This is a genomic window from Limnospira sp. PMC 1279.21 (assembly GCF_032349615.1).
In the GTDB taxonomy this organism is placed as follows: Bacteria; Cyanobacteriota; Cyanobacteriia; order Cyanobacteriales; family Microcoleaceae; genus Limnospira; species Limnospira fusiformis.
The window spans coordinates 1-13,908 of record NZ_JARPLU010000134.1; the positions used below are offsets into that span (position 1 = coordinate 1).

General features: G+C 43.5%; 8 protein-coding genes. 3 read left to right on the forward strand and 5 right to left on the reverse strand.

Annotated elements, in window-relative coordinates:
- Window positions 1–73: 73 nt before the first annotated feature.
- From P5683_RS17975 to P5683_RS17985, 3 genes are all read right to left on the reverse strand, one after another.
- Window positions 74–1,609 (reverse strand): sodium:alanine symporter family protein, encoded by a 1,536-nt coding sequence (locus P5683_RS17975; RefSeq protein ID WP_006624836.1) that lies wholly within the window; start codon window positions 1,607–1,609, stop codon window positions 74–76.
- A 91-nt stretch (window positions 1,610–1,700) separates the two neighbouring features.
- Window positions 1,701–2,009, reverse strand: a complete 309-nt coding sequence (locus P5683_RS17980; RefSeq protein ID WP_008053663.1) for a DUF3593 domain-containing protein — start codon at window positions 2,007–2,009, stop codon at window positions 1,701–1,703.
- Window positions 2,010–2,021: 12 nt separating this feature from the next.
- The gene (locus P5683_RS17985) at window positions 2,022–2,327 is read right to left on the reverse strand and encodes a DUF2499 domain-containing protein (RefSeq protein WP_006668179.1); all 306 of its coding nucleotides are present in this window, start codon (window positions 2,325–2,327) and stop codon (window positions 2,022–2,024) included.
- Window positions 2,328–2,392: 65 nt separating this feature from the next.
- Here P5683_RS17985 and P5683_RS17990 point away from each other — a divergent pair, with 65 nt between their 5' ends.
- A complete protein-coding gene (locus P5683_RS17990) occupies window positions 2,393–7,546 on the forward strand; it encodes a hypothetical protein (RefSeq protein ID WP_315640732.1) in 5,154 nt (1,717 codons plus the stop codon).
- Window positions 7,547–7,794: 248 nt separating this feature from the next.
- Here P5683_RS17990 and P5683_RS17995 read toward each other — a convergent pair whose 3' ends face one another.
- Both P5683_RS17995 and P5683_RS18000 read right to left on the reverse strand, forming a co-directional pair.
- Window positions 7,795–8,388 (reverse strand): 4Fe-4S single cluster domain-containing protein, encoded by a 594-nt coding sequence (locus P5683_RS17995; RefSeq protein ID WP_315640730.1) that lies wholly within the window; start codon window positions 8,386–8,388, stop codon window positions 7,795–7,797.
- Window positions 8,385–9,398: a hypothetical protein gene (locus P5683_RS18000; protein ID WP_315640727.1), complete on the reverse strand. Its 1,014-nt coding sequence runs from the start codon at window positions 9,396–9,398 to the stop codon at window positions 8,385–8,387. Before P5683_RS18000 ends, P5683_RS17995 begins: the two co-directional genes overlap by 4 nt.
- Before the next feature lie 233 nt (window positions 9,399–9,631).
- Between P5683_RS18000 and P5683_RS18005 the strand changes: the two genes are divergently transcribed.
- Both P5683_RS18005 and P5683_RS18010 read left to right on the forward strand, forming a co-directional pair.
- The gene (locus tag P5683_RS18005; RefSeq protein ID WP_315640725.1) at window positions 9,632–11,140 is read left to right on the forward strand and encodes a hypothetical protein; all 1,509 of its coding nucleotides are present in this window, start codon (window positions 9,632–9,634) and stop codon (window positions 11,138–11,140) included.
- Between the two features lie 73 nt (window positions 11,141–11,213).
- Window positions 11,214–13,745 carry an AAA family ATPase gene (locus P5683_RS18010; protein WP_046321325.1) on the forward strand — a complete coding sequence of 844 codons (2,532 nt, stop codon included), beginning with the start codon at window positions 11,214–11,216 and terminating at the stop codon, window positions 13,743–13,745.
- Window positions 13,746–13,908: the final 163 nt, after the last annotated feature.

Consider the following 13,908-nt stretch of genomic DNA (forward strand, 5'->3'; position numbering starts at 1 on the left):
TGGGGCGGGTTTATTAATATCGTCCTGGGGATGGATAATTGACGGCGGAACCCGCCCCTACAATTATTAATTATTAATTATATCGTGCCATATAATCTTTTAAGTCTCTGGCGACTTGGGGACAGAGGAAATAAACCCCCAACAGGTTAGGGAATGCCATTCCTAATAACATTCCATCACTAAAATCAATGACGGGACCAGGGGCGACTATGGCTCCCATAAAAGTAGCCATTAGGAAGAGGATTTTATAGATAATTAAACCCTGCCCTCCGGTGAGATAATCCCAGCAGCGTTCCCCATAATAACTCCAGGATATCATAGTAGAAAAAGCAAAGAAAAAAACAGCGATCGCCAAAATTATGGGGAACCAAGTAATGGAACTGCCAAAAGCGGCGGCGGTCAATTCTGCCCCGGCTCCGGTAGCGCGTAATTGCTCATATTCGGGATTATTATATGCCCCAGTAATTACAATCACTAAAGCGGTCATATTACAAACTACAATAGTATCAATAAAAGGCTCTAAGAGGGAGACAATACCTTCTCGGATAGGTTCATCAGTGCGAGCGGCAGAATGAGCGATCGCGGCTGAACCTAACCCCGCTTCATTAGAAAAAGCCGACCGTCTAAACCCTTGAATAATTACGCCCAAAATCCCGCCCTCAATAGCTTCTGGCTGAAATGCTTGGGAAATAATCACCCAAAAAGCACCAGGGATAGCGGTAAAATTAGTCATTAAAATAAACAGAGAGGCAGTGACATATAAAATACACATAAAAGGGACAATTGTACCAGCGACTTGACCAATGCGGCGGACTCCGCCAATAATGACTAAGCCGACTAATGTTGCTAAAACTGCTCCATATAACCAATTAGGTACAAAGGGAAACACCCGGGAAACCGCGCCAAAGGACTGGTTAGCTTGGAACATATTTGCACCACCCAAGGCGGCGAAAATACAGAAAAAGGAAAAAGCGATCGCCAAAACCCGTCCGAAAATCGGATAATTAATCCTTTTTAAACCTTCTGATAGATAGCGCATCGGGCCACCAGAAATAGTGCCATCTGGGTTAACGACGCGATATTTTTGACCGAGGGTACATTCAACAAACTTACTACTCATTCCAAAAAAGCCACCGACAGTCATCCAGAAGACCGCGCCGGGTCCTCCGACACTAACAGCAATAGCTACGCCGGCAATATTTCCTAAGCCGACAGTAGCGGACAGAGCAGTTGCTAAGGCTTGAAAATGGGAGACTTCCCCGGAATCATTAGGATCATCATATTTTCCCCGCACCACGTCTACAGCGTGTCGGAAGGCGCGGATATTGATAAATCCCATGCGGAAGGTAAAGAAAATTCCCCCAACAATTAGCCATAAAACAATTAGGGGAATTCCCATGTCAATCCCAAAGAGATATTTAAATAGATACCCGGTCCCTGCATCCCAGAATAGGACACCAAATATAACATTGTTGACAAACCAGGCGAAACCATCATTAATAGCCTCAAAGACTGTTTGGCTGCGGCTTTCATCCTGAGCCCAAGCGATGGTAGGAATCAACAAAAACAGTAGGGTATATAGCCAAACCCGTTTTTTAGTTATCCTCATAAATGGTAATGGTTCACAAGACTGGGATGGATACTGAGAGAGTTTTGGGAAGTGAGGGAACAGACCGGAGGGGACTCCCCGGTGGGAACTGTTAACTAGCTTGGGAGTCTTGATCTGAAATTTTGTTAGCGATCGCCTGTCCAAATCCTAATACAATCAGGATATTGGATAGAGTCAAAAACAACTCAGCCCCCCCATGTAGCCAATCAATATTAGCTAAAGATTCGCTGTAGGCGACCTGAGCATAAATAGCGGCGGGAATGGTTACCGCCACAAATACCAAAGTTCCGTAAAATCCGATCAGGGCTAGTAGTGGGGTTATTCCTGAACGGGTAAGGAACCAGAGGAAACCGAGATAAGGAAACAAAGACAGAACAAATAGAGTATCTTTAGAGAACATGGTTAGTAGTTTTTAAGTTTCAAGTGATTTGGAAGTTCGCCAAAGCCACCAGGCGGCAATACACAAGGTAAAATTACCTGTAACGGTCATAGCAGCTTGTAGGGTGACCAGCCATTCTAGGTTCGGGGAGTTATCAAAATAATGCCAGGTACAAGCACACATAGCACTGATCAAGGCTGGTAACATAGCATAAGATAAACCCCACCAGGCTCGATTTTCGGTAATTACGCCGTAACTCCAGATTAGCAAAATGGCAACTATCCATTCAATCACGCTAGAAATATGAATGAGCCAGGTGGGAATTGATAAAGCGTGCATAAGCCAATTGTAAATGAATTTCCAACATTGTCGATAATCATCCTAAGTTTATAGGTAACAGACAAATGAGTGTGCATCCGATTAAAGATACGATCGCTCTGAATGAGACCCAACTTAATACATTAAGCAGAACCCTGAGATTATCTGAGGGACAGTTTACTCTGTTGTTGGTGCGTTGTAACTATATCAATTTGCGATCGTCAATGGTACAACAACTGCGGCAGAAATTTCCTTTACCCATTCGCGAGCTATATCTTCAGCCATCAATACAGAACTTGTATGGTGCTATTCAAGGGGAATTAGGTCAGGGGGAAGAACCAGCGGCGCTTATGGTCTACGGCTTGGAGTCTGTGAACAGTCTTGATGAAGTCTTAGACGCGACCAATTTTGCGAGGGAGTCTTTTCGGAACTTGGAATTTCCCCTAGTGTTATGGGTTGATGACAAAACCTGGCAAAGAATGAACCGCCGCGCTCAGGATTTTACCAGTTGGGCGACTACTTATGAATTTGTCTTAGGAACTCAAGAGTTATTGGAATTTTTGGAGGCTAAAACCCAAAGGGTCTTTGGGGAAGTTCAGAAATTTGGGTCGCTGCAATTTGTCCCCAATACCAAGATTTTGGGGACGGGTTCTCGGTCAGAAATAGAGTTGGCTTATCAAGACTTAAAACAAAGATTAACTAAGTTACCCACAGAATTGGAAGGGAGTTTACAATTTTTATTTGCTCGTTATTGTTATGCCAAAAATGACATCAATTCAGCCATCAAAAAGTATCACGAAAGTCTGAAATTGTGGCGGAATAGTTCCCATAAACCTCCTAATTTTCACCATGATTTAACTCATTTAGAATGGCAAGGATTGATATTATTTCATATAGGATTATGCGAGATTTATCAAGCTGACCAAAATCGTTGTGGTACAGGAAAAAAAGAATGGGAACGAGCCCAACAACATCTACAGCAATCTATTCAAAGGTTTGAAATTGCTCAACGCCAGGATTTGGTGGCTAAGTTTATTAATAAATTAGGGGAGGTTCTCAGTCAATTAGAACAGTGGGATGAGTTATGGGAATTGGCGATCGCCTCTCGGAAACTCCATCAATCTCCTGGTGAATTCAATCAGATTTTATTGGCTCAGGATTATGGATTTTTAGCAGAAGTTTCTCTGCATCGTTCTCAGTGGAATTATAGTAAAGAATTGGCTGAGGTGGCTTTAGATGTATTGATGCGGGCTAATGTTTCGGAGGCGATCAACTCTTCAATTTGTAATCAGCATCAGGGTCGTTTTCTGTGGCTATTAGCTGAATCTTTAGAAAAATTGAGTCAGCCGACTGTGGCAATTCAAAAATTAGAATGGGCGAAAAAAGCGACGATCGCCCAATATAATCCCCGGCTATATCTAGCGATTTTAGAAACTTTAAGGCGGCTATATTTTGACCTGGGCAATTACCGAGAATCTTTTGAGATTAAGGGAGAATATCGCCGCAAATCTAGCACTTTTGGCTATACGGCATTTATTGGCGCTGGTCGCTTGCAGATTCGCGAACGAGCCATTAATCTTAGTTTAACAGATGCTGATTATGGCTATTGTGCGGATGAAATCCAGACTTCTGGACGGGAAAAAGATATCGAAAATCTCCTGGCTCGCATGGCGAGTCCTCAGCATAAACTCACGGTTATTTATGGGCAATCAGGAGTTGGTAAAAGTTCCTTATTACGAGCAGGTTTAGTTCCTTCTCTGCAAGTTAAGCCTATCGAAGCGCGTCAAGTAGTACCTGTGGTTATTCGCAACTATAAGGCTTATATCAGAGAACTAGATCGGCAACTATCTGGTCTTCAAGAATCAGAAATAGAACCAGAAACCGATGTTGGGTTTCACCCAACCTACCTGGCTGCTGTTGGGTTTCACCCAACCTACCTGGCTGAAAAGGCTGTTAATAGCGGTTATCCTGAATTAACTAAAGCTGACGAAGGGGAGCAAAAATTTCTGATTAACCACATTTTAGAAACCTTGAAACACCATTCAGTTAGTCATCGGTTAACTGTGCTAATATTTGACCAATTTGAGGAGTTATTTTTTGTTTTAAATAAAAGCGATCGCCAGATATTTTTTAAATTATTACAGCAAGTTTTAAAAATTCCCTTTGTCAAAGTTATCTTATCCCTGCGAGAAGATTATCTGCATCATTTATTAGAGGCTTCTCGTCTGACTAACTTCGAGGAAATTGGCAACGATATTTTAAGTAAAGATATCCTATTTTATGTGGGCAACTTTAGCCGGGAAGAAGCATATAATGTGATTAAGAGTCTGACCGATAGTTCCCGGTTTTATTTAGAAGATGCTCTAATTAAAGCATTAGTCAATGATTTATCCACCGAATTAGAAGAAGTGCGACCCATTGAAATGCAAGTAGTGGGAGCGCAACTGCAAACCGAAAATATCACGACATTAGCAGAATATCAAAAACGCGGACCCATGCAAAAGCTGGTCGAACGTTTTTTGGAAGTGACCATAAAAGACTGTGGCGCGGAAAATGAGACGATCGCCAGACTAATGCTATACCTATTAACAGATGAAAATGACACCCGACCCCTAAGAACCCGTGCGGAACTTTCGGAAGAATTAAAAGACCGACTTAAATTATCATCAGTTACCGTTGAACTCGACTTGATTTTAGATATCTTTGAACAATCAGGCTTAGTGTTCCGAGTAGTAGAATATGATAGCGAATTTTATCAACTCGTCCATGATTATCTCGCGGGTTTTATTCGTCAACAACATCGCTTAGATCGCGATGCGGAGTTTGAACAACTCCAAGAAGAAAATGAGCAGATGCGACGGGAAAGAGAGTTAAATCAACGACTACAAGAAGCTCAAGCCAAACAACATGAAGCGGAGGAAAAATTAAAGCGACAACGCAGAAACTGGAGCATGATTGGCGCGGGGGTCTGTCTTTTCGTTTTGGCTATTGGCGTTTGGGAAGTGCAAAAATGGCAGCGCAATTCTGCCGATCGCCTCGCTGCGTTGAAATCCGTAGAACGCGCCTTGAGACTATCTGACCAAAACAATCAAATCGAGATTTTACTAACAACTTTAAGACTCAGTAAAGACATTGAAGACACCAACCCCACCGAGCAACAAAAACTTGAGGTAACATCTGGTTTACGGGAAGTTATATCTAATATTCAAGAAAAAAACCGCCTACAGGGACATACTAGCAGTGTTCTGGGGGTGGCGGTTAGTCCTGATGGGAATTTAATTGCTACAGCCAGTAATGATCATACGGCTAAGGTCTGGCGTATTGATGGTTTATGGTTACAGGACTTACCCCATCAAAATAGTGTCACCAGTATTAGCTTTAGTGAAGATAGTAAATTTCTGGGGACTACTACCGCCGATAATCAGGTAACAATTTGGGTCTGGGATGAACAACAAGAAAAATTCCAATATCTGCATAACTTAGTAGGTCATGAAGCCTTAGTTACCCGTGTTAAATTTAGTCCCCAAGGGGATTTAATCGCTACCTCTAGTAATGACAATACTATTCGCCTGTGGCGACCTGATGGGACGATGATTCGTGTCTTAGAAGGTCACACCGATAGAGTGTTAGATGTAGAGTTTAATTCCGATGGACAAAAACTAGCTAGTGCGGGTAAAGATAAAACTATCCGACTCTGGAACCGGGAAGGAGACCTATTAGCCACTTTGACCGGACACTGTGAGGGTATTGCTTCGGACTCTTTTGATTACTGCAATATTCATGATGTCAGTTTTAACCCCAAAAATGATAACATTCTGGTTTCCGGTAGTAGCGATCGCACTCTGAAAATTTGGGATTTGGAACAACAACGGGAAATCCGCACCCTCAAAGGACATAATGAGGAAGTTTTGACAGTCTTATTTAGTCCAGATGGGGAAGTAATTGCTAGTGGAAGTCGTGATGATACGGTGAAAATTTGGGGGTTACCAGATGGGAGTTTATTAAATACTTTAGTAGGTCATCAAAATGATGTTTGGTCGGTGGCATTTACCCCCGATAGTAAAACCATTGTTTCCGCTAGTGCAGATACTAGCGTTAAACTCTGGAGTCGCACCTATACACCAGAGGCGAAAAGGGTAATTCCAGCCAGTGATGCAGCTATTTGGAGCCTCAGCTTTACTCCCGACAGCCTGGGAATAGCTACAGCGGGTAATGATAGCTTAGTCAAAATGTGGGAGATTAATCAAGGTGATCAGCCTGCGTTATTGTGGCAATTAGAAGGTTTAGGACAGCCTAGGGATCTCAATTGGGTTACTGTCAGTCCTCAAAAATATCAGCCTCTGGTCGCCACGGGAGGTGCAGATAATACTATCAAATTATGGACTACCGATGGTGAAGCGATCGCCACTCTGACGGGTCACACTGAACCAGTAAACGCGATCGCATTTAGTCCCACACAAAATATCTTAGCTTCCGCTAGTTCTGATAAAAACGTGATGATCTGGGATGACGATGGTCAATTAATTCAAACTCTGAGTATTCCCGCTTTTCCTAATGATGGTATTGTCAGCGATATCAAGTTTAATGCTGATGGTACTATCTTGGCGGTAGCTATCGGTAATGAAATGGCTATCAGGGCAACCAATGAACTCTATGGGGTGGTATTATGGCGTAAACAAGGAGATAGTTGGATTTCCTATCCGAGTATCCCATTAGATGAAAGTGTCAATAATATCGCTTTTTCTCCTGAATTGGGAACACTGGCGATCGCATCTGGTAAAAATGTTAAACTATGGTCTCGTAATGGTACTCCTAGACCTGATTCTTGTCCCATGACCGCTTTGGCTACGGTTCGCAGTCTCAGCTTTAGTCCAGATGGTCAAATTTTAGCTACCGCTAGTGATGATAAAAAAGTCCGATTATGGGCGGTTAAACGCGATCGCGATAAACTCTGGCCTGCTGATGGTTGTCATGGCATTGACAGCGTAATTGAACCCATTACTACCATTAATCATAATGTCTTTGTTAACCGCATTGCTTTTAGTCCAGATGGTCAAACTTTAGCGATCGCCAAAGACAATGGTAAATTAATATTATGGAGTATGGATAACCTCAGTCTTGATAGTTTGATTAGTCGCAGTTGCACCTGGTTACATAATTATCTACAAACTAATCAAAATGTGCTACCCTCCGATCAGAAACTCTGTAACTTGACTTACCCCCAAATTACCCGCCGCTAAACTACCTCAATCTGTATGTTAACTTTTGTAACAAAAAGTTAAGAAATGTAAAAATTTTTTTGAGGGGGGATTGCTTTTTTGCTTGACTTCGGTTACAATTTTATATAATGGGAATGTAGACATTTTTTTATTTTAAGACAGATTTCCATTATGAAACCATACATTAATATCTTAGCATTAGTTTCCGGTGCTTGTCAACCCTCAGCCCCAGGGCGGGCCGCCAAAAAATTTTTTTTGTTTAGGAAATCCTAGAGTTTTACAGCCTGTTTAAAATCCTCCCTAAACCCGTGTGGGGGAACCCCAACCATTAACGCAGAATCATTGCGGATATGGAGTTCAACGTCCCGTTTTCTAGTGGTAAATAATGCCGATTGTGGGAGGTGGCGGGGGGTGAGAAAGTGAATATTTTGGTTAGATGAACCACGCCAGCCTTGGTTATCATTGAGGGAGGCGATATATTGTCCGTCAATGATAACATCAATTAATTCTAGTAGGGGGATGATATCGGCTTTGGTGCGAATTTCGTCCAGGGTAAATCCTGTATAACATATAATCGAAATATCCCGATGGTTTCGCAGGTGTTGAAACAGTTTTGTTAAAGCGATCGCCTGTAGCATAGGTTCGCCGCCAGAAACAGTGATACCGTCTAAATTTGGCTGAGATAAAATCAGATTTCCCAGTTTTTCCGGGTCAATTAATGTCGCTTGAGTTTGGGGTATCCACTCCGGGGAAATGCAGCCGGGACAGTTAAAGCTGCAACCTTGTACCCAGATGACAAAGCGGTTTCCGGGGCCGAGGGTGCGGGTGTGGGGGCAAATTTCAGCAATGTTTAAGAGAGTCATGAGGAAAAGTTAAGGGTGAGTTTTTGGTGTTTTTCGGCGTGGTGTTTTTGGAGGGTCGCCAATTGGCGATCAAGGTCTTCCAGTTGGGTTTTTATTTGTGCTAAAATCGGGTCAATTTCTCTGTGGTTGACCGGGAAATATTGGCAAAGTTGACGATCGCGATCGTAATGGTGGCTGAGGTCGTCCCGAATAGTGACCACTTGTTTTTGGTATTGGTTACAGTCAGCGATCGCTTTTTTCAGTTCATTTTGTAGGCGGTCAAATTCCGCTTTTTCTTGTTGCAATTCTGCCAGGGTATCTGATAAAATATGGTTGAGTTTATCCCGTTCCGTTTGGGTAAGTGTTATCAATTCCGTGGCGATTTCCTTCGTCTCGATTTCCCGTTGATTTTGGCATCCTCGCAGTCTTTGAATTTCCGCTGCTAGGCGGGTTTGCTGTGCCGCCAGTTGGTCCTGTTGCTGTTGGAGGGTTTCCAGTTCTTGATATTGGGGTTGGAGGGTTTGCGATCGCTTTTCGATGTCTTCGCGTAGTTGGTCTAGGTCGGTATTTTGTAGTTCGGTTTCTATATGCTTTAATTGAGTCGCCAGGCTGTTTAATCGTGCCAATTCTGCCGCCGCCTCTTTTAACTTATTTTCCTGACTAAAAAGCTGATTAGCTGCCGCCAACAGTTCCGAAGTTTCTCCAGATATTTCCGCTAATTTTTGGGAGTTATTTTCCAGCTTTTCCGTCAGCTTGGGGGGGATATTTAGGGTGGCAAAATGAGGTTGCCAGGTATCCAGCAGAGAGAGTTGTTGTCTGAGAGTTTGGGAGAGAGCGATCGCCCAAGCGTCCATAGTATCCGGGTCCGAATTAGCCAGGTTTTCCAACACTTCTGGGGGGTAGAGATTTCCCCATAATTCTAGGGCGATTTGCACCAGTTTAAAAGGTAGGTCAATATAATCATAATCCCACACATCCTGATCCGGCAATCTCTGGGCAATTTTAATTAAGGCTGCGATTTGTTCTTCCATAGTCAAGCATTCTCATAACTTGGGCGGTAGGCGAGTCCAGAAACTGATCAATTTTGCCAACTATTACCCCAAAGGGGAGGGAGACTTAAATCTGGCTGGGGTGAGACTCAAACAACCCCGTTGGCGGACGACCATAAAGTTAAGTAATTTTACGGTGTTTGATTTCCCCGAAAAACATTATACTACACAATAGGAATTAAAATCAACCATTACTAACAAAATAGGAGCCATCAATGAGTGGTGAAAAACGACGGTATGTTCAGGTTGAGGATCAGGAGTTGCGGCGACTGCGGGAACAGGAGTCCAGGTTGCGATCGCTACAACAGGATCTCCCGGAAAGGTTAAACGCCGTTCAACAGCAAGCCCAGCGGGAGTTTCAGCAACGTCTCGCCCCCCTGGAACAGCGAACCCAACGCCAGCAACAAGAAATTAGCGGACTGCGAACCGGAATTAAAGACTTGGAAACCCAGACCAACCTACGACTACAAAATCAGCGGCGGGAATTTCAGCAGAGTATCCGAGAGTCGGAGTATCGTCAACAACAGCAATTACAACAGGAAGTCGGACGGCTAGAGTCTTCTATGCGGGAGGGCTTTACTCAGCAGCGACGGGAATATTTAGGATTGTTAAATAATCAACGCCAGGAGTATCTGAATTTATTTGAACAACAGGACCAAAAATTTAGTCACCTGATAGCTGAGGAGCGACAAGCCAGACAACAAGGACAACAAATCCTTCAGCAACAGATTAATCAAGTAGTTGAGAATTTGGAGGCGGAAAGTCAGCGGAAACAACAGTTAGCAGTTGATTATTTTGCCGATGTTGACAAGATTTGGAAACAGATTGATCGCGATTATCAACACCAACGTTTTGCACCGGGTAAATTAGCCGATTTACGTCGGGATTTAGACCTAGCCAATAGCAATATTCAAGCGGGGGTTTTTGAAGCTGCGATCGCCACCTGTCAGCAAACCTATCTCAAACTAGGAGACCTGCGGCTGGAACTGGAACAAAAACAGCATGAATGGCTATTTTATTATCAGGCGAGTTTAACTGATTTACGCAGTTTAATTACCGAGGTACAAACTCACCGGGAATGTGAAGTAGAAGTCGGACAGGGAAGTGATGCGGAAACCTTCAAATGTGAGGTTGACTACTGGACAAATGGGCGATTAAGCGAGTATGAAAACCAACTCAATCAGTTAGAATCGCAACTGGTGGAAGGGGAAGCCACCCTCACCACGGAACAGATTAAAAATATCGGCGAAAACATTAATCAATTGCAGCCTATTTTAGGGGAAATTCTCGAACAGGCGAGATGCTCGATTTTAAACTCTCAATTGCGGGTAGAAATTGCCGATCGCATTATCGAAACTCTGGCAAATATCGGTTATAGCCTGATTGATGATACCTACGAGGGAGAAGACCAACGCAACGCCTTTGTAGTTAAGGTGAAAAATGTGGCTGGGGATGAGGTGGTCACCGTGATTAGTCCTGAGTCAGAATTTGGGGCTAATTCGGTTTCAATTAATAGTTTTAGTGCAACTTTAATCGACGAACAAGCTACCCGCCAAAATGCAGAAGCGATTTTTAATATCTTGAATGAAGCTGGGGTTCAAGGTGTGGGTGATATAGAATGTAAAGAACAGGCGAACAGTCAATATCAGGATATTGATGCAGTCAAAACGCGAGTCAAAAAGCCATCTGTTCAGTCACCCCAGCCGAAACCTTCTGTTTCTTAACTCTCCATTTCTGACCCCTTCTCTCAAGGGTGGGGAGGGGTTAGAATAGATGTCATAATAATAGTATCAAATTATGGTTGAACGAATTACCGAGCAATTGAATCTCCAAACAGGCGATCGCTTTCTGGTTTTGTACGGAACCAATAGCGGAGATGGCTTTTTTACTGACGATTTATTATTGTCAGATATCGAACAGGTTTTGCATCGCTATTTACTAACCCAAGGCTTTAATCGTATCGTGTTCTATTCGGGAGTGAATAAGCTGTATTTTCTCGATTCTCAATCACTCCAAAACGCCAGGGAACAGCCGACAACCTCGCCGCCACCTTCCCCGTCCGAAATGCGAACAAAAAGCGGCGGTCCTTTGGGGAAACGCCGTGGCTTATTGAGACGAGAAACCCCTCCCGAACCGGAACCCCAACCCTCAGCAAATCGCCGTCCTGTGATGTCTGATATTCCATGTATCGGCTATTTTGAACACTTCATGAAAGATACCCGCTATCAAAGTGCGATTATCTTTTCTGACGTGGAGGATTTGCGGATGTTTGAAAACCCGCGAGAACTGTTTGGGCGGATGGTCACTTGGGGAAGACTCCCCCCGACCAACCGCAATTTATGTGTGTTTATTTCCCACCATCATAGTTTACAACAGTTTCAAGATTTTTGCAACCATACAGGCTTTACTTATTTGGGAAATTGGCTGCAAAACATGAGCGATCGCCAATTTAATTTAGTGCGGGTGTCTACCCCCACCGAACCGGAGTTAGAAAGTCTGTGGGATTATTTTAGACTGGTTCACCAAAAACCGATAAATTGGAGCGATCGCCGCCGTTTAATCTCGGCTATGGCTGCCGAAAATCAACCCCTAAAGACATGGTATCATCGCTTTAATTCTGTGGCGGAATTATCCTTAAAAGTCGCCAAACAAAACCAGTGGTTATCGGGGGATGTCAGCGATATACCCGCCTTAAAACGCTTACATAACTTGGTAGGTTTACAGAATGTTAAAACCGCCATCAACCAAAAAATCCTGTCATTATCTAAAGCTCAACAACGGCAACAACAAGGCATCAATACCGACCCCCCTAGACTGCATTTAGTATTCAAAGGAAACCCCGGAACCGGGAAAACCACCGTGGCGAGATTAATGGGGGAAATTTATCGAGATTTAGGGTTATTGCGGCGGGGTCATGTAGTAGAAATTGGCGGGCGAGATTTGGTGGCGGGATATGTGGGACAAACAGCAATTTTAACTAATGAAACAGTGGATCGGGCTTTAAATGGGGTATTGTTTATTGATGAGGCTTATACCCTCACTGAAGGGGGCGAAAATGACTGGGGAAGGGAGGCGATTGATACCCTGTTAAAACGCATGGAAGATGAACGGGGAAGGCTGGCGGTAATTGTAGCCGGATACCCGGAACTTATGGATAATTTTATCACATCTAACCCAGGTTTACAAAGTCGTTTTGCCACAGAAATTATTTTCGATGATTATCAACCCTCCGAATTATTAACCATTTTCCGTCAACAGGTACAACGGGTTAAAAGTGCGATCGCTCCCGATTTAGAACCGCGTCTGGAGAACTTGTTCACCCAGATTTATGATAACCGAGACCGCAATTTTGGCAACGCCAGAGAGGTGGAAAAGTTATTTAATCTCATGGATGATTGTCACAGCGATCGCGTAATGAAACAGGGTTTAAATACCCTGACCGAACCCTTAAAAGTGGAGGATTTACCGCCAGTTTATCGGGAACTCTCCCAACGGGGAACCGCCGACGCAGAGAACCTAGAAAAACTCCTCGCCGAATTAGAAAACTTGACCGGGTTAGACTCGGTTAAACAGGATATCAAACAATTAATTAACACCCAAGCCGCGAATCAAAAATTAGCCAGTTTAGGGATGTTAGCCAGTAATGAAATCGAAACCCGTCATTTATTATTTACTGGAAATCCCGGCACCGGAAAAACCACCGTCGCTCGTTTAATTGGCGAAATTTATCGAGCCTTGGGACTGTTAAAAAAGGGTCAATTTGTGGAAGTAGAGCGCAAAAAATTAGTCGGACAATATGTCGGACATACCGCCGAAAAAACCGCCCAGGTGATTGAATCCGCCGTGGATGGGGTATTATTTATTGATGAAGCCTACTCCTTATCTCGTGGGGGAGATAGCCGAGATTTTGGACAGGAGGCGATCGATACTTTGGTTCCCATGATGGAAAATTATCGCGATCGCCTGGTGGTAATTTTAGCCGGATATTCGCGGGAAATGGCAGAGTTTCTCGACAGCAACTCCGGCTTAAAATCTCGCATTGCAAAAAAAATCGATTTTCCCGATTATAACGGTGCCGAAATGCACAGTATTTTTCTGGGAATGTGTCGGGAAAGCGGGCGAATTTGTCCCGATGATGTATCCACGCGGGTCAGGTCAATTATGGATTTTGCCTATCAAAATAGGGATGCAAATTTTGGCAATGGTCGCGATGTCCGCAATTTTTATGAACGGATGGTCAACAACTTAAAAAATCGCATCGTCCGGGACGAATTAAACGGGGAGGATATGATCACATTTACCTGTGAGGATATCTCCAGTTGGGAGTAGCGTTAATGAAATGTCAACACCATTGACCTACGAAGGAGTAGGGTGCGTTAATGAAATGTAACGCACCGTTGACCATTACAATGTTAATGAAATGTCAACACCATTGACCTACGAAGGAGTAGGGTGCGTTAATGAAATGTAACGCACCGTTGACCATTACAAC

Coding starts and splice junctions, on each gene's coding strand:
- P5683_RS17975 (WP_006624836.1), bottom strand. CDS start 1,609: ATGAGGATAACTAAAAAACGGGTTTGGCTATATACCCTACTGTTTTTG.
- P5683_RS18005 (WP_315640725.1), top strand. CDS start 9,632: ATGAGTGGTGAAAAACGACGGTATGTTCAGGTTGAGGATCAGGAGTTG.
- P5683_RS17990 (WP_315640732.1), top strand. CDS start 2,393: ATGAGTGTGCATCCGATTAAAGATACGATCGCTCTGAATGAGACCCAA.
- P5683_RS17995 (WP_315640730.1), bottom strand. CDS start 8,388: ATGACTCTCTTAAACATTGCTGAAATTTGCCCCCACACCCGCACCCTC.
- P5683_RS18010 (WP_046321325.1), top strand. CDS start 11,214: ATGGTTGAACGAATTACCGAGCAATTGAATCTCCAAACAGGCGATCGC.
- P5683_RS18000 (WP_315640727.1), bottom strand. CDS start 9,398: ATGGAAGAACAAATCGCAGCCTTAATTAAAATTGCCCAGAGATTGCCG.
- P5683_RS17985 (WP_006668179.1), bottom strand. CDS start 2,327: ATGCACGCTTTATCAATTCCCACCTGGCTCATTCATATTTCTAGCGTG.
- P5683_RS17980 (WP_008053663.1), bottom strand. CDS start 2,009: ATGTTCTCTAAAGATACTCTATTTGTTCTGTCTTTGTTTCCTTATCTC.